We start from the raw sequence: 23,432 nt of genomic DNA, 5'->3' as shown, positions 1-23,432 counted from the left end.
AACTTTTCATTTACTTGATTGAAACTATTATAAATATTAAAAAGGCGAACCAACTGGTTCGCCTTTTTAATATTTATGTTAAGATAAATTAATCTGCTAAAACAATCACTTTATTATCTTTCATCTCTATAGTGCCAGAGTTTATTTTTAATAAAGTAGCGCCTTTATCGCCTTTTGTGAATTTATCTTCTACTTCTTCGTCTAATTCTATATTACCTGAAATTTTAACGAATCCTTCTTTAAGTATCGAGACAATAGGAGCGTGATTATTTAACATCTCAAAATCTCCGTTTACTCCCGGAACAGCAACACTAGTTACTTCTCCACTAAATAAGGTTGCTTCAGGTGATACAATTTCTAAATACATAGTTTTTCCAATTGATAATTAATAATTGACAATTGTCAATTGAATTAAGCTTCAGCTAACATTTTGTCTCCAGCTTCAATAGCTTCTTCAATAGTACCTTTAAGGTTGAATGCTGCTTCTGGTAAGTGATCTAATTCACCATCCATAATCATATTAAACCCTTTAATGGTTTCTTTAATATCAACTAACACACCTGGGATACCTGTAAACTGTTCCGCTACGTGGAAAGGTTGAGATAAGAAACGTTGTACACGTCTTGCTCTACCTACGGCCATTTTATCTTCTTCAGATAATTCTTCCATACCAAGGATAGCAATAATATCTTGTAACTCTTTGTAACGTTGTAATAACTCTTTTACTCTTTGAGCACAGTTATAATGATCGTCACCTAAAATATCAGCAGTTAAAATTCTTGAAGTAGAATCTAATGGATCTACCGCAGGGTAAATACCTAACTCAGCAATTTTACGAGACAATACTGTTGTTGCATCTAAGTGAGCAAAGGTTGTGGCAGGAGCAGGGTCAGTTAAATCATCCGCAGGTACGTAAACCGCTTGTACAGATGTAATAGATCCTTTTTTAGTTGAAGTAATACGCTCTTGCATAGCACCCATTTCAGTTGCCAATGTTGGTTGGTAACCTACCGCAGATGGCATACGTCCTAATAATGCAGATACCTCAGAACCAGCTTGTGTAAAACGGAAGATATTATCTACGAAGAAAAGAACGTCTTTTCCTTGTCCGTCTCCCGCACCATCACGGAAATATTCAGCAATAGTTAAACCAGATAATGCTACACGAGCACGTGCTCCAGGAGGCTCATTCATTTGTCCGAACACGAAAGTTGCTTTAGATTCTTTCATTTTAGATTTATCTACCTTAGATAAATCCCATCCGCCTTCTTCCATAGAGTGCATGAAGTCATCACCATAACGAATAATTCCAGATTCTAACATCTCTCTTAAAAGGTCATTTCCTTCACGAGTTCTTTCACCTACACCAGCAAATACAGATAAACCACCGTGACCTTTTGCAATGTTATTAATTAACTCCTGAATTAATACTGTTTTACCTACACCAGCACCACCAAATAATCCAATTTTACCACCTTTTGCATAAGGCTCAATTAAATCGATTACTTTAATACCAGTAAATAAAACTTCAGTAGACGTTGATAAATCCTCAAATTTAGGAGCTTGCCTGTGAATTGGTAAACCGTCATCATTAGCTTTAGGTAAATCTCCTAAACCATCAATGGCATCACCAATTACATTAAATAAGCGTCCGTAAACATCTTCTCCAATTGGCATTTGAATTGGCGCTCCAGTTGCGCTTACTTCAGTACCTCTACTTAAACCATCAGATGAATCCATGGCGATAGTACGTACTGTATCTTCACCAATGTGAGACTGTACCTCTAATACTAATGTAGAGCCATCAGGTCTATTAATTTCTAACGAATCATAAATTTTTGGAAGTTCTGTTCCAGCTGCGAATTCAACATCGATAACCGGTCCTACTATTTGAGCAACTTTACCTGTAACTTTAGACATTACTTATATGTTTAATATTATGCGATTTAATTGTCTGAAAACATGTTTTGTTTTCGGCTGCAAAGATATATTTTTTAATTTAAAAATAAAGTGGTTTTTTTAGCTTTTTTGTAATAAAAAAACACCTTCAAATTGAAGGTGTTTTTGATATGGTTATTTTTCTGTTTTATAGGTTGTTAATTACCCAAGAGACATAATACATAGAGCCTATAAAACCTGTTCCAAAGGCCTGTGTATAATCGTCCCCTAATAAGTTTGTGGCTCCAGCTTTAAACGATGATTTTAAGCTAGGAACTTTTAAATTAATTTGTGCGTCAATAACATTGTACGCTGGTACAGCTCCGTTGCCAAAAGATGATTCCCAAAAGTAATTATCACTCCATCGCCACGCTACATTGAACCCAAAGTTTTTAAACAAATTAGTGTTGCCAAAAGATACTTTAGCTCTATGTTCTGGTGTATTAAAGTTTGTTGTTAAGCCTGGATTAGACTCTTGATCGAAGTCTAGCTTAGCATAGGTATAGCTTCCGCTTAAATCAAAGTCTCCAAAAACTTTAGTCGATAGACCTAAAGATGCTCCATAAGAATTGACATTGGCAGGGGAATTGGTGTAAGTGCTATATAATTGGAAGTCCCCATTGGCAATAGATACTGCCGAAAGAGGTAACCCAATACCGGGTACCGGTGTACTGTCTGTTACATTTCCATATAATGGAGATACTACTACAGGTTGCGTTAAGAAGTCTTTATAAGAGTTGTAATAAGCACTAAAATCCACAGTAAAATTGCTGAGTTTACCACGATATCCTATTTCAAAAGAGGTTATTTGTTCGGGTTTAACAACATCTGGATTTGCAACTTCTAAAAGTGTTGGGTTGCCTGTTGCTAACACTTGTAAGAATGAAGCTGCTGTATATGAGTTTTCGTAGGCAGCTCGTCCTGTTTGGGTAATGCTAGATGGTTGCCCTAACCCTACTTGCGCTGCTAAACTAACTGGGTAATCTCTGGAATATCTATCTAAATTATCTGGAGCAGCCCCTATTAATACAGCCCTACCGGAATTTAATCCAATAAATAAATCTTGTGTAGTAGGATTTCTAAACCCTGTTTGTACAGAAGCCCTTATATTATGGTTTTCGTTAACAGTTAAACCAGCAGAAAATCTTGGAGAAAGGAAACCATCAAAAAACTCAGATTTATCATAACGAATTGACCCCGTAAGTTTTAATTTTAAAGCTTCATTAAGTTCCATATTCTTTTGAATTTGAGTATATAAACCAAATTCAGAATAATCTATTGAGCCATCAGTATCGGTATAAATGGTTCCTGATGAGTTTAAGCTATATTTTCTATAGGAACCTCCCACTTGCACTTCGGCAACATCCCATAAATGACTAAAATTGTAATTAGCATCGGCATGGTAATACTTAGAAGCGTCTTGAAATTTTGATCCTGTGGCTAAATTTGGGTCATTGATGCTTTTGTTAAATGCGGCTTCAAATTCTGGAGTTCCAGGCTCAAACCGCCCCATTTCTGCTATTTGTCTAGCAAGAACGTGTGCGGCATCCGCATTTCCAGCAGGAACATTAGGTATGAGTCCGGCAAATGCTTGGGCAAAAGTACTAACATATTCGCCATGCCAAGTTAAATCATCTTTCCAAGCTCTATTAATATTTCTACCTGTAAAGCTCATGTCGTAAGAGTCTCCTGCTTTATCCGTGACAACATAACCTCTTAAATAGAAATTATTGTTTTTAAACTCTAATTTATGTTGTTGTTGAAAAAATCCTTTTATGTTATATCTGTTGGCTCCTTGATAAATAGTAGTACCAACTCCTACTTTTCCAACATACTGGATCTCAAAATCATCCGCCCATGGTCTAAAATACAAACCCCAATCTGCTTTTACACTTTCGGCATTATAATCTGTTAAATCACGTTCAGCATATCCCGTCCTACTTACACTTTGAGAAGGTACCAAATCTGCTAAAGCTTGTGGGAGTATTCCAGCTTGAACAAGCCCACCTGCAACGAGAGTCATATTAAGGCTCTCGTCGTCGCCATGAATATTAATACCATCATAATCAGGATTAGTTCTGTCAAAACCTCTATTAAGTTTGTCTTCTTCACTGGTTGCCATCCAGTCGGTACCCTGTAGATAACCAAAGTTAACTTTTGCTGCAAACTTATCACTAAATTTATGAGCAGCTCTAATTCCAAAATCTTTATAGTCATTATCTCCAGCAGATTCTTGTGATGTAATGCCTTGTTTATAATACGCACTTATACCATGATGATCAAAAGGACTTTTGCTACGCATAAATAATATTCCATTGAAAGCGTTAGCCCCATAAAGAGCCGATGCGGCACCTGGTAATATTTCCACACTTTGAACGTCCGTTTCTATCATTCCAACTAAATTACCAATAGGAAAGTTAAGTGCTGGTGTTGAGTTGTCCATGCCATCCACCAATTGCATAAAACGATTGTTTGCAAAGGTCGCAAATCCCCTAGTATTTACAGATTTAAAAGTTAAACTGTTGGTGTTTACATCAACACCTTTTAAGTTTTCAAGCCCATCATAAAAATCAGCTGAAGCTGTGTTTCTAATTTCTTTTAAACCAAAACGTTCTACTGTTACTGGTGATTCAAAAATCCTTTCGGGTGTTCTAGACGCAGAAATTATGACCTCATCTAAAGCGTTTCCTTCAACTAAAACAAAATCGATTTTCTGATTATTTGAGGTTACTTCCTCGCTAGTTGTTTCAAATCCAACACTACTAGCCCGAATAGTAAATGGAGGGTTTTGAGAATAATTGAGGGTAAAATTACCATCAAAATCTGTCACGGTTCCTGTGGTAGTACCAATTATGATAATATTTGCACCAGGAATTGGTTGCCCATTATCATCTTTTACAGAACCAGAAATAGTTGTTTGAGAATAAGATAAACTACAAAAAAACAACACTAATAAAGGGATAATTGTTTTCATTTAGAGTGAATTAGATTTTAATTATTAGAACAATATAAAAATAATATCATAAAAATTATGCATGCATAATAAAAATGATTAAAAAAAAGTGAACTTTAAATGTATAATTTATAAAAATCAATGTTAAAAGCCAAAGATTTTACGGCTTATAATTCAAAAATTCTCAATTTTAGCTAAGGTCTGAATATAAATTAATTTAATATCCGGAATAGTGTTTAAGAGATAAATTCGGATATAATTAGAATGGTAAGTTGAGTAACCTTTTAAACTGATTTTTTTATATAGTGCTAAAGAAATAATATAATTTATGAAAAACTATTCTACGGTAACAGATTTTGCCAAATTTCTTGGTTGATCAACATTTTTTCCTAGCATCACGGCGATATGATAAGATAATAGTTGTAAAGGTATTGTGTTTAATAATGGCGATAGAGATTCTAGAGTTTCAGGAACTTCAATTATATGGTCTGCCAACTCTCTAACTTGGGTGTCACCTTCGGTCACTATTCCAATAATTTTTCCTTTTCTAGATTTTATTTCTTGAATATTGCTAACCACTTTTTCGTAATGTCCTTTTTTGGTGGCAATTACCACAATAGGCATATTTTCATCTATTAATGCTATGGGGCCATGCTTCATTTCAGCAGCTGGATATCCTTCTGCATGTATGTATGAAATCTCTTTTAGTTTTAAGGCTCCTTCTAGTGCTACAGGAAAATTATAACCCCTTCCTAGATATAAACAGTTAGGGGCATCTTTGTAAATGTCCGCTATAATTCTAATGTGAGCATCAGACTTTAAAGCTTCTTCGACTTTTTTAGGAATCATTTCTAATTCTAATAAGTGACGATGAAAATCAGAACTATTAATGGTGCCCTTAGCTCTAGCTAATCTTAAGGCCATTAATGTTAAAACAGTTATTTGCGTTGTAAATGCTTTTGTAGACGCTACTCCTATTTCTGGACCAGCATGGGTATAAGCTCCTGCATCAGTTTCTCTAGCTATTGATGAACCAACTACATTGCAAACACCAAATACAAAGGCGCCCTTAGATTTTGCTAATTTTATTGCGGCTAAAGTGTCAGCGGTTTCACCCGATTGAGAAATGGCTATTAAAACATCATCTTCTCTTATAACTGGGTTTCTATATCTGAATTCGGATGCGTATTCAACTTCAACTGGAATTCTAGCCAAGTCCTCAAAAATGTATTCAGCCACTAAGCCTGCATGCCATGATGTACCACAAGCAACAATAATAATTCTATTAGCATTGAGAAATTTTTTCATATTGTCTTCAACTCCAGCCATTTTTATAATGGCCTTATCCCTAGAAAGTCTCCCTCTATAGGTGTCACTAATAGCTTTAGGCTGCTCATGAATTTCTTTTAGCATAAAATGATCAAAGCCACCTTTTTCAATTTCTTCAAGGTTTAATTGAAGTTTTTGAATGTAGGGAGCTACTATGGAGTCATCCTTAATTTTCCTTACTTTGATTCCTTTATGACGTCTAATAATAGCCATTTCTTCATCTTCTAAATAAATGGCGTCTTTAGTGTATTCTATAAAAGGCGAGGCATCACTAGCTATAAAAAATTCGTCTTCACCAATACCAACAGCTAAAGGACTTCCTAACCGTGCAACTACAACTTCCTCGGGTTTGTTTTTGTCAAAAACTGTAATGGCATAGGCGCCAATAACTTGGTTTAAAGCTATCTGAACTGCCTTGCCAAGTTTTACTTTTTCTTGTTTTTTTACATCTTCTATTAAATTTACTAAAACTTCAGTATCGGTGTCAGATTTAAAAGTATATTCTCTTAAAGTTAGCGCTTTTTTTAATGATGCATAGTTTTCAATAATTCCATTATGAATGATAACTAAATCTCCAGAATTGGAAATATGCGGATGGGAATTAATATCATTAGGAACACCATGAGTTGCCCATCGGGTATGTCCAATACCTAACTTTCCATGTTTTGAGATTTCCTTTTCTGAAAGTTCTTCTAAATCAACAACTTTACCTTTGGTTTTGGAAACTTTAAGATCTTTCCCATCAAATAGGGCAATTCCAGCACTATCATAACCTCTATATTCTAACCGTTTAAGTCCTTCAACAATTATGGGGTAAGCCTCTCGGTGGCCAATATATCCAACGATTCCACACATAAGATTAAATATATAATTTATTTAGGTTCAGTAAAAAACAATTTTAATTTCATTCTCTTGTCAGAGTTTGAACTATTGGTTCCGTGTAAAACAGTTCCTCTAGGAGAAATAACCGTAGCTGCTGGAACTCCGGTCACATAATCTTCACTATTTAATATTTCAACATTAGTTGTTGCATTAACATTGGTAGATAGTACTAAACCTATTTTGGTGTTAGTAGAATCTCTTTGAAGAATATTATTTAAAAGTCCTGTTAATCGTACTTTGTAACTCTTTTCAATAGTGTCTCTTTGAGTTAGATGAAGCACTTTGGAGTTTAATGGGTTAGCAGCATTATCTGTAGGATCAATTATATAATCAATAGTAGGAGTGTTGTTCTTAACATCGTAGGCATAAATTCTGTCATATTTATGAAAATCAGAGTCTCCGCCAGCATTTATTCCTTCATCTTCATAAATTACCAAATGCGCTTCATTAATTAACTTGCTTAAAATAAAATCTCCTGTTGTCTCTTCTTTTAAATATTCATTATCGCCAATAGAAATTCTAAAATCATCAATAAAATCATTTAAGGCTTCTGGTGTTGGGAATAATTCAACCACAGCCATAGAACCTTCACCACCTTTTAAATATAACTTATCATCACCATCGGTTTTATTTCCATTGGTTAAGGCTATGTTATAATTATTAATAAAGGTATTTAGCCTATTTCCAAGAAAGTTAAAAGTGTAAGTAGCTTGAGTTTTGATAGTTGCATCGTCTTCATCTTCTTTGGTGTAGTGAATGGTAATTTTTGCGTCAGCTGACCCAAAATTTAACAGTACCATATTACCATCATTATTTATAGCTTCAGCTTTAAAATAAAGACCTCTAAAATAATTTTTAAAGTTATTAGAGTTGCTCAACTCAGCTCCACCTTCTTTGTCCAAAATAGTGGTTTTCCAAAACGGTTTGTCAAGTTTTGCCCTAAATGCTGGCACACTTAATGTTTTAGTGGTGTCTGTTTCACTAATTACCCAAGTTTCAATAGCATTACTACTCGGGCTGAAAACAGTATCTTTTATTTGATTCCCTGCAAAATCATCAAAATTAATCAAGCTATTATCTGTTCTGGCAAAATTATCTGTAGTACCATGACTGGCATGCGAAAAATAATTTTGAGGTTCCCCTAAATTATCCGGGTTAATATCTCGAAGAAAATATCCATTTTCATAAACGGACAATCTGATGTTTGCGTCTTTATTTCCATACAAAGAGTCGCTTATAGAATACTGCGTGTTCCCTGTTGCTTCATCAATACTAACAGCTTTACTATAATAAGGAATATTTAATATTACAGAATCTATTACAGGGTTTTTTCCAAAATCAGGATTAAAAGAAGTTGGCACAATTTGAGTTATAACACTTGCAGTAGTAGGACCATACTCAGGGTCATCAAAATAACCCAATAAGTTAGATGGTAAATTGTTTATTTGAATAGAGTCCAGCTTTTTGTTATATGAAATAATAGGAAGAAATTCAAATTTTGTATTAAAATTGGCATTGTCTTTTCCTAAAACATCACTTTCTATAACGTAGAATTCTTTATCACAAGCAATAATTGATGTTACCAACAATATAGCAATAGCTGGTATTTTAAGGGCTTTAATAATCTTTTTCATATAGACTAAAATGAACGTATGGTTTAGCTTAAAACGGTTTCGTTAACAAACGTAGTATAAGCTTCTCCAAATTCATCTTTATTTGTGTATTCTAAAATAGGTTTATCAGATGCTTTTAAATAAGATTCCAAGTCTTCTGGGATATTTTCAGAACCTTTTATTAATGCATCGGAATAATCTATAGCAATTTTCATTAAATTATTATATGATGGTTCTTCAAGCACTTTAACAGCATCTTCATTTATGTTGTCAAATTTAATCTTATTCACCATGTCTTTATTTAAAGTATTGTTAAAACTTTGGTTGTATACCGAAGTAACAATTTTACTCTCGCTAAATAAAGGTTCGTCTTTGTAATATTCTTTCAAATAAACTGGTAGTAAAGAAGCCAACCATCCATGTACATGAATAACATCTGGAGCCCAGTTTAACTTTTTAACTGTTTCTATGACGCCTTTTGCAAAGAAAATAGCACGTTCATCATTATCAGAAAATAATTCTCCGTCTTCATCTGTTAATGTAGCTTTTCTTTTAAAGTATTCGTCGTTATCAATAAAATAAACTTGAATACGTTCTTTAGGAATTGAGGCTACCTTAATAATTAAAGGCATGTCTAAATCATTAATCACTAAGTTTATTCCAGAAAGTCTTATAACCTCGTGTAATTGATGTCTACGTTCATTAATATTCCCATATCGTGGCATAAAAATCCTTATTTGTCCACCTTGTTGATTAACCATTCTAGGGGCTTCGAACGACATTGAAGAAATTTCGGTTTCTGGTAAATAAGGTACTACTTCAGATGATACATACAATATCCTCTTATCTTTCATATGTTTGTTTTTATTGGCTTTTTTACAGCCATTTTAACTAGCGATTAACGATTTTTACTCGAAGTATATCTTTGCAAAGTTTGATTTATAGGAGTCTTACAATTATAATTTCAAATTAAAAAACACGCAAAAGTACAAAAATTTATGCAGATTGACTGTAAAATCTTAAGTTTGCAGGCGTTAATTTTTTATTAAAAAGTGGAGGTATACTCAGAAAAACAGCAAATTAGAAAAGCTATTAAGGTTTTTAAAACCAAAAAGTTATTTATTGGGTTAGTACCAACTATGGGAGCTTTACATGAAGGACACTTAGCTTTGGTTAAAAGAGCTTTAGAGAACAATGATAAAGTGGTGGTTAGTATATTTGTGAATCCTACCCAGTTTGATAATAGTGACGACTTAAAAAAATATCCAAGAACTTTAGTAAAAGATGTAGCACTGCTAGAAACTCTTTCTAAAGACAGAATACTGGTTTATGCTCCTACTGTTGAAGATGTTTATGAAGGGAAAACTGTTTCTGAGACATTTGATTTTGACGGACTGGAGTTTGAAATGGAAGGCAGATTTCGTGACGGACATTTTGACGGTGTTGGAACTATTGTAAAACGTCTTTTTGAAATTGTAAAACCTCATCATGCCTATTTTGGCGAAAAGGATTTTCAGCAGTTACAAATAATTAAAAAACTGGTTGAAAAACATGATATACCTGTTACGGTTGTTGGATGCCCAATTCATAGGGAAACAACTGGTTTAGCAATGAGTTCTAGAAATACTAGGTTAAAACCAGAGTTTATGGAAGCAGCCCCTTTTATTTATAAAACTTTAACTGCTGCCAAAAAACAATTTGGCACAAAAAGTGCTAATAAAGTATCGGAATGGGTTGGTAATCAATTTTCTAAACATGATTTATTGAAGCTGGAGTATTTTATTATTGCAGATACTAAAACCTTAAAACCAGTTAAGCGAAAATCAAGTAAAAAACAGTATAGAGCATTTATAGCTGTATATGCAGATGATATTAGACTAATTGATAATATCGCCTTAAATTAATTATCTTTGCCGCATGCAAATTCAAGTAGTAAAATCTAAGATTCATAGGGTTAAATGCACGGGTGCAGACCTTAACTATATAGGAAGTATTACCATTGATGAAGACTTAATGGATGCTGCCAACATTATACAAGGAGAAAAAGTTCAGATTGTTAATAATGATAATGGTGAGCGTTTAGAAACATATTGTATTCCAGGACCGCGTAAAAGTGGTGAAATAACCCTTAATGGTGCTGCTGCAAGAAGAGTTTCTGTTGGTGATACTTTAATTTTAATCACTTATGCCTTCATGGAAATTGAAGAAGCTAAAGTTTTTAAACCATCATTGGTGTTTCCAGATGAAGCAACTAACTTATTAAAATAGATTTTTGAAACTAAATATTAAAAGAATATTGAAAATTACGCTCCCATTATTACTGGGAGTTTTTTTAGTCTGGTATTCGCTGTCTCAAATTTCTATTGATGAGCTATTGGAATATGTTAAAAAGGCCGATTATTCTTGGATAGTACTTGGTATGTTTTTGGGTCTTTTGAGCCATCTATCTAGAGCTTATCGATGGCAATTTCAGTTAGAGCCCATGGGGTATAAGATTAGATTGGGTAATAGTATTATGGCTGTTTTTGCAACTTACCTGATAAACTATACTATTCCCAGAGCTGGAGAGGTAGCTAGGGCATCAATTTTAACAAATTATGAAGATGTCCCGTTTGAAAAAGGCTTTGGTACCATAGTAGCGGAACGTATCGCAGATATGATTGTGATGTTGGGTATAATTGCGGTTACACTATTTTTGCAGTTTGATTTTATTTACGGTTTTTTAGTTGAAAAATTTGATCCGATAAAAATTGCTGTTGGCTTGGTAGGGTTAATTATTTTATTTCTTTTTTTTACGAGATTTATTAAAAGAAGTAATTCGAAAATTGCTTTAAAAATCAGAGCTTTTGTTAATGGTTTAATAGAAGGGGCACTAAGTATTTTCAAAATGAAAAAGAAATGGGCGTTTATATTTCATACTTTATTTATTTGGGGGATGTATGTGCTTATGTTTTATGTGACCTCTTTTTCTCTTGAAGCTACTAGTGATATTCCTTTCGCTGCAATTTTAATTGGATTTATTGCGGCTAGTTTTAGTATTGCTGCAACAAACGGAGGCATTGGTTCGTACCCAGAAGCTATTGTGCTGGCATTTCTATTATTTAATATTCCTGAAGACCCTAGTCGAGCGTTTGGATGGATAATGTGGGCTTCACAAACACTTTTAATCATTATTTTTGGAGGACTTTCTTTAATTTATCTTCCTATTTTCAATAGAAGTAAGAAAGTCAAAAGTTAAAAGTTTGCCTTTTCTGCCTGAAAAGTATCTTAAACCCTCTTTTTATTATTTTAAGTTATTTCATAACTTGCCCATATAAATCTCAAATCATTCAATTAAATGAAACATTTACTTTTTGTTGTGTTATTCTTTTGTTCCATTATTTGGCCCAATGCACAAGTTAAATATGAAACTTTTCAATCTTCCAAACTTGGAGAGGAACGTCAAATAAAAATTCAACTACCTAGAGGCTATAGTTCTAATGACGATAAGGTATATCCTTTATTTGTGGTTTTAGATGGTGATTACCTATTTGAAGCTGTTGCCGGAAACGTTGATTACTATTCTTATTGGGAAGACATGCCAGAGGCTATTGTGGTAGGAGTTAATCAATTAGACAAACGTTATGATGATTGTATGTATTCAGAGCAAAACTCTTTACCAATTGAAACAGGTGCTGCTTTTTTTGAATTTATAGGTATGGAACTCATTCCGCATATAGAGCGTAATTATAGAACCACCAACTTTAAAGTGGCCATTGGACATGGTGAAACAGCAAATTTTATCAATTATTATTTGTTAAAATCGGCTCCGTTATTTCAGGCTTATATAGTTGTTAGTCCGGAGTTAGCGCCAAATATGCTCGATTATATACCTGAGAGACTTAATAAATTACAGTCTAAAGTATTTTATTATTTAGCACATACTAATAATGATGGTAAATCTATAAAGGAGATGGCTAAAGCATTAAATACAGATATCTCTCTTATAGAAGATGAGAAATTAAAATACAACTTTGATAGTTTTGAGGGGCCTTCGCATTACTCTGTGCCAGCTCATGCCATACCTAATGCTATTGAAAAGATTTTTAAAGTATTTCAGCCAATTAGTAAGCAGGAGTACAAAGAAACTATTTTACAATTAGATACATCTCCAGCAGATTATTTGGTTGAAAAATATCAAACTATATATGATTTGTTCGCCATTGATAAACAAATATTGATTAACGATTTTAAAGCCATTGCTGCTGCTATTGAAAAGAATGAAGCGTTTGAAAGCTATGAAACATTGGGTAAAATGGCTAGAAAGCACTATCCTAAAACCCTCTTAGGGAACTATTATTTGGCGCGTTTTTATGAGGAAACAGGAGAGCCTAAAAAAGCAATGCGTACCTATCAGTCTGCTTATATTCTTGATGAAATTGCTGGTCTAACTAAAGATTTAATGTTGGAAAAGGCAGATTTAATAAAAGAAGATTTCGGATATTAAATGGCTAAGGTTAAAACAACTTTTTATTGTCAGAATTGCGGAACACAGTATGCTAAATGGCAAGGGCAATGTAATGCTTGTAAGGAATGGAATACCATAGCTGAAGAAGTCATTCAAAAGCCTGAAAAGAGCGATTGGAAAACTACAAAGTCAGCTCCAAAGCGTGTTTCAAAACCGTTAAGAATAAATGAAATTGATGTATCAGAAGAAGCAAGACTCAATACTTTAGATGATGAGTTTAATAGAGTTCTAGGTGGTGGAATTGTTCCTGGTTCCTTAACCTTATTAGGAGGGGAGCCTGGAATAGGTAAAAGCACCTTGTTGCTTCAAATTTCATTGAAGTTACCTTATAAAACCCTATATGTTTCAGGTGAGGAAAGTCAAAAGCAAATTAAAATGCGGGCAGAACGGATTAATCCGAATAATAGTAACTGCTACATTTTAACCGAGACTAAAACCCAAAATATTTTTAAGCAAATTGAGGTTTTAGAGCCCGATGTGGTTATTATAGATTCTATTCAAACCTTGCATAGTGATTATATTGAGTCGTCTTCAGGAAGTATATCACAAATAAAGGAATGTGCTACAGAGCTTATAAAATTTGCTAAGGAAACGGCAACTCCCGTTGTTCTCATTGGGCATATTACTAAGGATGGAAATATAGCAGGACCAAAAATTTTAGAACATATGGTTGATACTGTTTTGCAGTTTGAGGGTGATCGTAATCACGTGTTTAGAATTTTGCGTGCCCATAAGAATCGTTTTGGGTCTACAAATGAGTTAGGGATTTATGAAATGCAAGGTTCTGGATTACGGGAAGTGTCTAACCCTTCAGAGATTTTAATTTCTAAAAAAGACGAAGAATTATCAGGGAATGCTATTGCTGCCACTTTAGAAGGTATGCGACCCTTAATGATTGAAGTGCAAGCTTTGGTAAGTACTGCAGTTTATGGTACGCCGCAGCGTTCTGCTACGGGTTTTAATGCGAAAAGACTTAATATGCTTTTGGCTGTTTTAGAGAAAAGGGCTGGTTTTAGACTAGGAGCAAAAGATGTGTTTTTAAATATCACAGGAGGTATCACAGTAGATGATCCTGCTATAGATTTGGCTGTTGTAGCGGCTATATTATCCTCAAATGAAGATGAATCCTTACAACGTGATTTTTGTTTTGCGGCAGAGGTTGGTTTGTCCGGTGAAATTCGTCCTGTACAGCGTGTGGAGCAACGTATTCTGGAAGCCGAAAAATTAGGTTTTTCAACCATTTTTGTATCCAAGTACAACAAAATTTCTCTTAAAAATACCAGTATTAAAATTCAGTTGATTTCTAAGATTGAAGATTTAGTAAATTTTATAGTTTAAATTACGTCCAATCAGCATATCATTTTTCTCAAAATTCCTTAAATTCGCGAACTTATAAGTTTTAAGAGTAAATGAGCACGAAATTTCCTGAATATAAAGGACTTGACTTACCAAATGTAGCAAACGAAATACTACAATATTGGCAAGAAAATAACATCTTTGAAAAAAGTGTATCTACAAGAGAAGGCAACGAACCGTATGTATTTTATGAAGGACCACCATCTGCAAACGGACTCCCTGGAGTACATCACGTTTTAGCACGTGCCATTAAAGATATTTTTCCGCGTTATAAAACCATGAAAGGTTTTCAGGTAAAGCGTAAAGCCGGATGGGATACTCATGGGTTACCAATTGAACTTGGTGTTGAGAAGGAATTAGGTATTACTAAAGAAGATATTGGTAAAACCATTTCAGTTGAAGATTATAATGCTGCATGTAGAAAAGCTGTAATGCGCTATACAGATGTTTGGAATGACCTAACTGAAAAAATGGGTTATTGGGTAGATATGGATGATCCATATATTACCTACGAGCCAAAATACATGGAAAGTGTTTGGTGGTTGTTAAAACAGATTTACAATAAAAGTTTATTGTATAAAGGTTATACCATTCAACCATATTCTCCAAAAGCAGGAACTGGTTTAAGTTCACATGAGTTAAACCAACCGGGGACTTATCAAGATGTGACCGATACTACTGTGGTTGCTCAGTTTAAAGCGAACGATGAATCATTGCCGGATTTTTTACAAAACGAAGGTGATATTCACTTTTTAGCTTGGACTACAACGCCTTGGACTCTTCCAAGTAATACGGCGTTAACAGTAGGCGAAAAAATTGATTATGTCTTAGTTGAAACATTCAATCAATATACTTTTGAATCAACAAAAGTGATTTTAGGAAAGCCTTTACTGGCTAAACAATTTGCAGGAAAGTTTATTCAAGTTGAGGAGCAATCAGAATTATCAAATTATAATGCTGGTGATAAAAAGATTCCTTTTTATGTTGTAAAAGAATTTAAAGGAGCAGACTTAGTAAGTATTACCTATGAACAGTTGTTGCCTTATGCTTTACCAAACGACAACCCAGAAAATGCGTTCAGAGTAATTTCCGGTGACTTCGTAACAACAGAAGATGGTACAGGTATTGTGCATACAGCTCCAACCTTTGGCGCAGATGATGCCTTGGTTGCTAAACAAGCTACACCAGAAGTACCTCCAATGTTGGTTAAAGATGAAAACGATAATTTGGTGCCACTTGTAGATTTACAAGGGCGTTTTCGTCCAGAAATGGATGAGCTTGCTGGTAAATATGTAAAGAATGAATATTATAATGATGGTGAAGCTCCAGAGCGTTCTGTGGATGTTGAAATTGCCATCAGGTTAAAAGAAGAAAATAAAGCCTTTAAGGTTGAAAAATATAAACACAGCTACCCTAATTGTTGGCGTACAGATAAACCAATTTTATACTATCCGCTAGATTCTTGGTTTATTAAAGTAACCGATATAAAGGATAGGATGCATGAATTGAATAATACCATTAATTGGAAGCCAAAGAGTACTGGTGAAGGACGTTTTGGTAATTGGTTGGCAAATGCTAACGACTGGAATTTATCACGTTCACGTTATTGGGGTATCCCGTTACCAATTTGGAGAACCGAAGATGGTAAGGAAGAATTGTGTATAGGCTCTGTTGAAGAATTAAAAGCTGAAATGCAAAAAGCTATGAATGCAGGTGTTTTAGCAGAAGATATTTTTGCTGATTTTGAGGTTGGCAACATGACCGAAGAAAACTACGCCAAATTAGATTTACATAAGAACATTGTAGATCAAATTACCTTAGTGTCGCCTTTAGGAAAACCAATGAAGCGTGAGAGCGACTTAATTGATGTTTGGTTTGATTCTGGTTCTATGCCATATGCACAATGGCATTATCCGTTTGAAAATGCTAGTTTAATTGATGATGGTACAACATATCCTGCTAACTTTATTGCAGAAGGTGTAGACCAAACACGTGGTTGGTTCTATACCTTACATGCTATTGGTACTATGGTATTTGATTCTATTGCCTACAAAAATGTGGTGTCTAATGGATTGGTATTAGATAAGAACGGGCAAAAAATGTCTAAGCGCCTAGGAAATGCTGTAGATCCGTTTGAAACATTATCAAATTACGGAGCAGATGCTACTCGGTGGTATATGATTTCTAACGCAAATCCTTGGGATAATTTAAAGTTCGATTTAGAAGGTGTTGAAGAAGTAAAACGTAAGTTTTTCGGAACGCTTTATAATACCTATTCATTCTTTAGTTTATATACTAATTTAGATAATTTCAGTTATAAAGAAGCTGATATTCCTTTAGCTGATAGGCCTGAACTAGATCGTTGGATTCTTTCAGAATTGCATACATTAATTCAGAAGGTAGATGCTTATTATGCAGATTATGAGCCTACCAAAGCTGCTAGAGCAATTTCAAATTTTACACAAGACTATTTAAGCAACTGGTTTGTACGTTTAAGTAGAAGACGTTTCTGGAAAGGAGATTACCAAGCCGATAAAATTTCGGCATACCAAACCCTTTACACTTGTATGGAAACCATTGCTAAATTAGGTGCTCCAATTGCACCGTTCTTTATGGATAGATTGTATTTAGATTTAAATGCGGTTACCAAAAAGGAAGCTTTTGAGAGTGTTCATTTGGCAAATTTCCCAGTTTTTGATGAAGCTTTTATAGATAAAAGTTTAGAGCGAAAAATGGAGAGTGCGCAAACAATTTCATCTTTGGTATTGTCGTTAAGAGCTAAAGAAAAGATTAAGGTACGTCAACCGCTTCAAAAAATTATGATTCCTGTTGATAGTGAACAGCTAAAGGAAGAAATATTAGCGGTTTCAGACTTAATAAAACATGAAGTTAATATTAAAGAAGTTGAGCTTTTAGAAGATGCTTCTGATATTTTGGTCAAGCAGATAAAACCAAATTTTAAGGCCTTAGGCCCAAGATTTGGAAAGGATATGAAGCTCATTGCAAACGCCATAAGACAGTTTGATGCAGAGGATATTAAAAAAATTGAACAAACTGGTGAAATTGGTGTTGACATTAATGGAAAAAATGTTACTTTAGGGCTTGAAGATGTAGAGATTACATCTCAAGATATTGAAGGCTGGTTAGTCGCCAATGAAGGTGCTTTAACGGTCGCCCTAGATGTAACCATTTCTGATGATTTACGAAGCGAAGGAATAGCGAGAGAACTTATCAACCGAATTCAAAATTTACGTAAAGACTCAGGGTTTGAAGTCACTGATAGAATTGATGTGAAGCTTCAAAAAGATGATAATATAGTGAATGCTATTGACTCTAATATGGCTTATATTAAAACGGAGACATTGGCTAATGAGCTTAAAATAATTGACAAATTAGATAACGGTATTGATATTACTTTTGATGATATATGTACCAAATTGTTTATTCAAAAACATTAATATTATGGGAACTGCAAATGTTAGATATTCTGATGCTGAATTAGAAGAATTCAGATCTTTAATAAATGAAAAAATAGAAAAAGCGCAACACGATTTAGAGCTTATTAAAAGTGCATATATGAATGACCATAATAATGGAACAGAAGATACCGCACCTACTTTTAAAGCTTTTGATGAAGGAAGCGAAGTAATGAGTAAAGAGTCTAATTCTCAATTGGCTATTCGGCAAGAAAAGTTTATACGTGATTTAAAGAATGCTTTAATTCGTATTGAGAATAAAACTTATGGGGTTTGTCGTGTTACCGGAAAGTTAATTAATAAGAAAAGATTAGAGTTAGTGCCTCATGCTACTTTAAGCATTGAAGCTAAAAACATGCAGAAATAATTAATCCCTTCATTAAATAAGGGTTTTATAAAATAGAAACGCCAATCTTAAATTATTTTATGAAGGGCGTTTTTTGTTTTTCAGTCATATGTCATTAAAGAAATCAATTGTTTTAATTAGTATTATTTTACTTATTGATCAGATAAGTAAAGTGTATATTAAAACACATTTTCAACTTCAACAAAGCCTTGAAGTTTTTAGTTGGTTTCAAATATATTTTATTGAAAACGATGGAATGGCTTGGGGAACAAAAATTAGCGATTTTATTCCCTTTATATCAGATAGTGCAGCAAAAGTAGCTTTAACATTATTTAGAGTTGTAGCGATTTGTGGTATAGGTTATTGGCTTTATGATGTAACAAAAAAGTGCAGGCCTAAAGTGTTAATATTGGCTATTGCTTTGATATTTGCAGGAGCCTTAGGGAATATTATAGATTCTGTTTTTTATGGTGTTTTATTTAGCGAAAGCGCTATAGATGTAGCATCTTTTTTACCAGAAGAAGGTGGTTACGCTGGTTTACTTCATGGTAAAGTTGTAGATATGTTATATTTCCCTTTATGGAAAGGGTATTTACCAGAATGGATACCGGGTTTTGGGGGTAAATATTTTACGTTTTTTGAGCCTGTTTTTAATGTGGCAGATGTAGCTATAAGTACTGGTTTTATTATGCTTATTGTCTTCAACAAAAAGGCGTTTCCTAAAAAAGAACTTTCATAATATTATTTGATTAAGTAAGTGTTTCTTTACTTTATTAGGATTGATTATATTTAATTTTTCAATCTAAAAATCCATTAATGAAATTCAAAACTCTCCTCATTGCCCTAACAATTTTTAGTCTAAATAACCTTTCTGCCCAAAACACTTTCGATATTGTTTTTCCACAAGCTAACCGAAATCAAGTTTGTCAATCTTGTACAAATATTTTCAGGCAAAAGCCCAAAGAGGTCAAGTTTTCAATAGAAAGAGAAAAGTCTAATCTATATTTTAGAATAAATGACAAAAAGTGGTTTAATATGTTATTTAAAAATGCTGGAGACGGTATTGCTATTGATGTAGTTAGAAAAAACAGATATGATTGCGATGAAACAACAACGGCTTCTCAAATAAAAGGATTGCTTTTGAAGCCTGTTTATGGGGCCAAATTGAGAAATATGTTAAAACCGGCCGGAGAAAACAGATTTAGAGTTCATGTTGGCAGGTTACCAGATGCTTTTTTAAATGATGAGTTAGAGTACAATATTTTGTTCTTAAGTAATAAGAATATGTGTAGATATCAGGTTATTTATAATCTGGAATCTTACCCTTGGGAATTGTTAGATATGGGTATGTATTTAGATTCTTTGACCTACAATACAAAACAAATAAAGCCAAGTTCTGGTGAAGGTTATATTCTTAAAAATAAAATATTAAAGTTTACTATTCCTTTTGAAAAGAATAAATCTGAATATTCACATGAAGATATAAAGCCCATTTATGACTCGTTGAGATTGACAGACTTCAACATTAAAACGATCAATATTAAAGCTTATTCATCTGTTGAAGGAAGTTTAGAGCGTAATGTGGAATTACAAGAACAAAGAGCCAATAGTATTGCCGCTGCGTTACAAACTTTTCAAAAGCCTACAATTAAAACTGAGGTGTCATCATCTGAAAATTGGGTGGAGTTTTTAAATGATATAAAAGACACCAAGTATGATAATTTAAGCGGACTGAGTAAAAGCGATGTAAAAGCAAAATTGGTTGGAGCGCTCTCAAAAGAAATGGAGCCTATTTTAAGCCATCATAGAAAAGCATTGCTAGAGTTAGGCTTAGAAAAGAAAGATAAGTATAAAACGATGTCTCCTGATGAGTTGCTTCTGAAATTTAATGATGCCATAAGCAGCGAACAATTAGTTGCTGCTAATGAAATTCAAAACTCCATTTTTGAAAAGCTTAAAAGTAAAGTCATCTCTCCAGAATTTCTGCGGAAAATGAACATACCAAAGCAAGCTAAATTTGCTAAAATATTTAATAAGAATTCTGCTTTTAGGTATATGCTTAATGTAAGGCAAGCTTTAATTGTTTATAACGAACTTTTAGAGCTTGAAAAGTTAGTTCCTAAAAATGGTGAGGTTAAATACAATATCACAGCTATTAAGATTAGACTTTGGCGTTTCAGAGCTTTAGAAATAAATGAAACCAAGCTTAAAAATCAAATTTATGGCTTAAAGAATTATGGAATTGATGCCTCATTAATTTCTAGAATGATGGTAAATTTCCATATCATAAAAGCAGAGAATTTAATGCGAAAACGGGATTATTCTGATAAAGATGCATCGGTGTCATACATTAATAAAAATTACAACAAATTCTCATTATCTGACTATGACTATTTAAGTTTAGCCCAGTTTTTTAGTTACTATGCCAATACAGATATGTCGGTTGCGCTTTTAGAAGAAAAAGCCAGGAGCATTGATATAGATGAAGATTTATTGTTCTACTATTTGAATTTGACTTTAATTAAGGACGAACTCACTTATCAAACAGATTATAGAACCATTATGTTAAATGCCATAAACATTAATAAAGAACGCTATTGTAAACTGTTTAATGTCGTTGAAAAAGGAGGAGTAACCTTTCAGTTATTAGAAAATGAGTATTTAAAAGAAACTTATTGTGAGAATTGTGAGGAGTAAAAGGTTCATGTAGATAGTTTCTTTAATTTATTAATTTTGAAAATTAAGTTTATTTTTGTGTAAAAGTTACACATATGAGTAAGCAGTCCATTAAGTTAACAGTTGATGCAGTCGTATTTGGTTACGAGGAAGGTGAAATTTCAGTTTTACTTATAAAACGAAAGTATGAACCGTTTAAGGAAAAGTGGGCTATTCCTGGAGGATTTGTATTAAATGATGAATCTTTGGAAGAAGCAGTTCAAAGAGAACTACAGGAAGAAACGGGTGTTAAGATTAATTACCTTGAACAGCTTTATACTTTTGGTAATCCAACGAGAGACCCTAGAGGAAGAGTAGTTTCCATTGCCTATTTCGGATTAGTAAGACCGAATACGTTTAAAATATTTGCATCTACAGATGCAGCAGAAGTAGCTTGGTTTAATATTAATGAATTACCCGAACTATCTTTCGATCATAAGGATATACTTGAATTAGCAATTAAGAGATTGAAGGGAAAAATCACTTATGAACCTATAGGCTTTGAATTACTAGATAAAAAATTCCCTTTTTCAGATTTGGAAAAATTATACACTACCCTATTAGGCAGAGAAATTGATAGACGTAATTTTAGAAAGAAAATAATAGGTCTTAATGTGCTTGATGAACTCAATGAAAAAGTATCAAAAGGATCAGGTAGACCAGCCAATTTATTCCAATTTAACCAAAAACGCTACTTTCAACTTAAAAAAGAAGGTATAATATTTGAAATATAAACACCTGTATTTCAACATTATAATGTATTTGCGTAAAAAAAACACAAAATATATTTGGTGACAATAATATTCTAATTTACATTTGTGTAATGAATACGCAAAATAAATTTAAATATTATGAATGGATTATTGCTAACAGACGGGTACAAAACGGGGCATCATCAACAATACCCAGTTGGGACTGAAGAAGTATATTCCAATTGGACACCACGAAGTAATAAATATGCTCCTAAAGGCTGTGATAAAGTAGTTTCTTTTGGCCAGCAGTACGTGATTCAATGGTTACATGATTATTTTAATGACAATTTCTTTTCTAAGCCAAAAGAACTGGTCTGTAGAGAAATTCAAGAAGAACTGTCATTATATCTTGGAGGTAGTTATGATGTTTCTCATTATGAAGAATTACATGATTTGCAGTATCTTCCAATAAAAGTTAAGTCATTGCCTGAAGGTGTTGAAGTTCCTATTCGAGTTCCAATGCTTACAGTTGTAAACACAATAAAGGAGTTTTATTGGGTTACAAATTTTTTAGAGACTATATTATCTACAATGCTATGGCAAACTATGACATCTGCATCTATTGCAATATTGTACAAGCGTATATTTAAAAAGTGGGCATTAATTACAGATAGTGAAAACGTCTCATTTATTGATTTTCAAGGACATGACTTCTCAATGAGAGGAATGGGAGGTCTCGGAAGTGCATTGTCTTCTGGAATGGGGCATGCAAGCGTTTTTTTAGGATCTGATACCCTTCCTGTTATAAGTGGATTACGCAAATATTATAATGCATCAGGGTTTATTGTAGGTTCAGTGAATGCAACGGAACATTCAGTTATGTGTGCAGGAACAAAAGAAGATGAAATTGGCACATTTCAAAGTTTAATGAATACTTACCCAAAGGGAATATTGTCTGTTGTTAGTGATACATGGAATTTATGGAAAGTACTAACGGAATATTTGCCCAAACTTAAAGATGAGGTTATTTCAAGAGATGGTAAATTAGTTATTCGTCCTGATAGTGGTGATCCAGTTGACATTATTTGTGGAGAAATGGCACAAATAGGAGGTCAATTACCTAATGAAAAAGGTGTAATTGAATTGTTATGGGATATTTTTGGAGGGACAATCAATAAAGAAGGGTTTAAAGTTTTAGACCCTCATATTGGAGCTATTTATGGAGATAGTATTACTACCGAAAGAGCTGAACAGATTTGTCAAAGATTACATGATAAAGGGTTCGCCACTACAAATGTGGTTTTAGGGATTGGGTCTTTTACTTATCAATTTAATACTAGAGATACATTTGGATTTGCAATGAAAGCTACTTCTGTTGTTGTACAAGGAGAGAGAAGAGAAATTTTTAAGGATCCTATTACTGATGATGGCATCAAGAAATCTGCAAAAGGATTAATTAGAGTAGATTTTGTGGATGGAGAATACAAAATGGTGGATCAAGTTTCTGAAGTTGAAGAGAATGACGGTGAATTGCAAGTCATTTACCAAAATGGAGAATTTTTGAATCAAATAAAATTGGAACAAATAAGAGACAGAATAAATAAGTGTGTTTAAGTTAGATTTTA

The 23,432-nt window shown here is 33.5% G+C and carries 17 protein-coding genes; 11 read left to right on the top strand and 6 right to left on the bottom strand.

Annotated elements, in window-relative coordinates:
• Positions 1 to 88: 88 nt before the first annotated feature.
• The 6 genes from FUA22_RS10260 to FUA22_RS10235 all read right to left on the bottom strand — a co-directional run bounded on the left by FUA22_RS10260 (position 89) and on the right by FUA22_RS10235 (position 9,569).
• Positions 89 to 367 (bottom strand): F0F1 ATP synthase subunit epsilon, encoded by a 279-nt coding sequence (locus FUA22_RS10260; RefSeq protein ID WP_147767984.1) that lies wholly within the window; start codon positions 365 to 367, stop codon positions 89 to 91.
• 44 nt (positions 368 to 411) lie between these two features.
• Complete coding sequence (atpD, locus tag FUA22_RS10255; RefSeq protein ID WP_147767982.1) at positions 412 to 1,920, bottom strand: F0F1 ATP synthase subunit beta; 1,509 nt, start codon at positions 1,918 to 1,920, stop codon at positions 412 to 414.
• 166 nt (positions 1,921 to 2,086) lie between these two features.
• Positions 2,087 to 4,912: a TonB-dependent receptor gene (locus FUA22_RS10250; protein ID WP_147767979.1), complete on the bottom strand. Its 2,826-nt coding sequence runs from the start codon at positions 4,910 to 4,912 to the stop codon at positions 2,087 to 2,089.
• Between the two features lie 315 nt (positions 4,913 to 5,227).
• A complete protein-coding gene (gene glmS / locus FUA22_RS10245) occupies positions 5,228 to 7,075 on the bottom strand; it encodes a glutamine--fructose-6-phosphate transaminase (isomerizing) (RefSeq protein WP_147767977.1) in 1,848 nt (615 codons plus the stop codon).
• 17 nt (positions 7,076 to 7,092) lie between these two features.
• Positions 7,093 to 8,736 (bottom strand): DUF4270 domain-containing protein, encoded by a 1,644-nt coding sequence (locus FUA22_RS10240; RefSeq protein WP_147767975.1) that lies wholly within the window; start codon positions 8,734 to 8,736, stop codon positions 7,093 to 7,095.
• 23 nt (positions 8,737 to 8,759) lie between these two features.
• Positions 8,760 to 9,569, bottom strand: coding sequence for a glycogen/starch synthase (locus FUA22_RS10235; RefSeq protein WP_147767973.1), 810 nt, complete (start codon positions 9,567 to 9,569; stop codon positions 8,760 to 8,762).
• Positions 9,570 to 9,767: 198 nt separating this feature from the next.
• Here FUA22_RS10235 and panC point away from each other — a divergent pair, with 198 nt between their 5' ends.
• The 11 genes from panC to FUA22_RS10180 all read left to right on the top strand — a co-directional run bounded on the left by panC (position 9,768) and on the right by FUA22_RS10180 (position 23,421).
• Positions 9,768 to 10,619, top strand: a complete 852-nt coding sequence (gene panC / locus FUA22_RS10230) for a pantoate--beta-alanine ligase (protein WP_147767971.1) — start codon at positions 9,768 to 9,770, stop codon at positions 10,617 to 10,619.
• Between the two features lie 13 nt (positions 10,620 to 10,632).
• A complete protein-coding gene (gene panD / locus FUA22_RS10225; RefSeq protein ID WP_147767969.1) occupies positions 10,633 to 10,983 on the top strand; it encodes an aspartate 1-decarboxylase in 351 nt (116 codons plus the stop codon).
• A gap of 28 nt (positions 10,984 to 11,011) precedes the next feature.
• Entirely contained in the window at positions 11,012 to 11,953 is a 942-nt protein-coding gene (locus FUA22_RS10220; protein WP_241664810.1) for a lysylphosphatidylglycerol synthase transmembrane domain-containing protein, read from the top strand.
• 99 nt (positions 11,954 to 12,052) lie between these two features.
• Entirely contained in the window at positions 12,053 to 13,201 is a 1,149-nt protein-coding gene (locus FUA22_RS10215) for an alpha/beta hydrolase (RefSeq protein ID WP_147767965.1), read from the top strand.
• Positions 13,202 to 14,560, top strand: coding sequence for a DNA repair protein RadA (gene radA, locus FUA22_RS10210; RefSeq protein ID WP_147767963.1), 1,359 nt, complete (start codon positions 13,202 to 13,204; stop codon positions 14,558 to 14,560). It begins immediately after the preceding gene.
• Positions 14,561 to 14,631: 71 nt separating this feature from the next.
• Entirely contained in the window at positions 14,632 to 18,036 is a 3,405-nt protein-coding gene (ileS, locus tag FUA22_RS10205) for an isoleucine--tRNA ligase (protein WP_147767961.1), read from the top strand.
• A gap of 4 nt (positions 18,037 to 18,040) precedes the next feature.
• Positions 18,041 to 18,421: a TraR/DksA family transcriptional regulator gene (locus FUA22_RS10200; RefSeq protein WP_147767959.1), complete on the top strand. Its 381-nt coding sequence runs from the start codon at positions 18,041 to 18,043 to the stop codon at positions 18,419 to 18,421.
• An 88-nt stretch (positions 18,422 to 18,509) separates the two neighbouring features.
• Positions 18,510 to 19,139 (top strand): lipoprotein signal peptidase, encoded by a 630-nt coding sequence (locus tag FUA22_RS10195; protein WP_147767957.1) that lies wholly within the window; start codon positions 18,510 to 18,512, stop codon positions 19,137 to 19,139.
• A gap of 77 nt (positions 19,140 to 19,216) precedes the next feature.
• Complete coding sequence (locus tag FUA22_RS10190; RefSeq protein ID WP_147767955.1) at positions 19,217 to 21,097, top strand: hypothetical protein; 1,881 nt, start codon at positions 19,217 to 19,219, stop codon at positions 21,095 to 21,097.
• 74 nt (positions 21,098 to 21,171) lie between these two features.
• Positions 21,172 to 21,849: an NUDIX hydrolase gene (locus FUA22_RS10185; protein WP_147767953.1), complete on the top strand. Its 678-nt coding sequence runs from the start codon at positions 21,172 to 21,174 to the stop codon at positions 21,847 to 21,849.
• A 117-nt stretch (positions 21,850 to 21,966) separates the two neighbouring features.
• Entirely contained in the window at positions 21,967 to 23,421 is a 1,455-nt protein-coding gene (locus FUA22_RS10180; RefSeq protein WP_147767951.1) for a nicotinate phosphoribosyltransferase, read from the top strand.
• Positions 23,422 to 23,432: the final 11 nt, after the last annotated feature.

The organism is Seonamhaeicola maritimus, assembly GCF_008056315.1.
Classification (GTDB): Bacteria; Bacteroidota; Bacteroidia; order Flavobacteriales; family Flavobacteriaceae; genus Seonamhaeicola; species Seonamhaeicola maritimus.
This window is presented reverse-complemented; position numbering and strand designations above follow the sequence as displayed.

Bases quoted from the DNA above. Each gene is read 5' to 3' on its own strand.
- FUA22_RS10180 (WP_147767951.1), top strand. From the start codon at position 21,967: ATGAATGGATTATTGCTAACAGACGGGTACAAAACGGGGCATCATCAA.
- FUA22_RS10215 (WP_147767965.1), top strand. From the start codon at position 12,053: ATGAAACATTTACTTTTTGTTGTGTTATTCTTTTGTTCCATTATTTGG.
- glmS (WP_147767977.1), bottom strand. From the start codon at position 7,075: ATGTGTGGAATCGTTGGATATATTGGCCACCGAGAGGCTTACCCCATA.
- FUA22_RS10190 (WP_147767955.1), top strand. From the start codon at position 19,217: ATGAAATTCAAAACTCTCCTCATTGCCCTAACAATTTTTAGTCTAAAT.
- FUA22_RS10235 (WP_147767973.1), bottom strand. From the start codon at position 9,569: ATGAAAGATAAGAGGATATTGTATGTATCATCTGAAGTAGTACCTTAT.
- FUA22_RS10240 (WP_147767975.1), bottom strand. From the start codon at position 8,736: ATGAAAAAGATTATTAAAGCCCTTAAAATACCAGCTATTGCTATATTG.
- FUA22_RS10250 (WP_147767979.1), bottom strand. From the start codon at position 4,912: ATGAAAACAATTATCCCTTTATTAGTGTTGTTTTTTTGTAGTTTATCT.
- FUA22_RS10195 (WP_147767957.1), top strand. From the start codon at position 18,510: ATGTCATTAAAGAAATCAATTGTTTTAATTAGTATTATTTTACTTATT.
- ileS (WP_147767961.1), top strand. From the start codon at position 14,632: ATGAGCACGAAATTTCCTGAATATAAAGGACTTGACTTACCAAATGTA.
- panD (WP_147767969.1), top strand. From the start codon at position 10,633: ATGCAAATTCAAGTAGTAAAATCTAAGATTCATAGGGTTAAATGCACG.
- atpD (WP_147767982.1), bottom strand. From the start codon at position 1,920: ATGTCTAAAGTTACAGGTAAAGTTGCTCAAATAGTAGGACCGGTTATC.
- radA (WP_147767963.1), top strand. From the start codon at position 13,202: ATGGCTAAGGTTAAAACAACTTTTTATTGTCAGAATTGCGGAACACAG.
- FUA22_RS10185 (WP_147767953.1), top strand. From the start codon at position 21,172: ATGAGTAAGCAGTCCATTAAGTTAACAGTTGATGCAGTCGTATTTGGT.
- FUA22_RS10200 (WP_147767959.1), top strand. From the start codon at position 18,041: ATGGGAACTGCAAATGTTAGATATTCTGATGCTGAATTAGAAGAATTC.
- FUA22_RS10260 (WP_147767984.1), bottom strand. From the start codon at position 367: ATGTATTTAGAAATTGTATCACCTGAAGCAACCTTATTTAGTGGAGAA.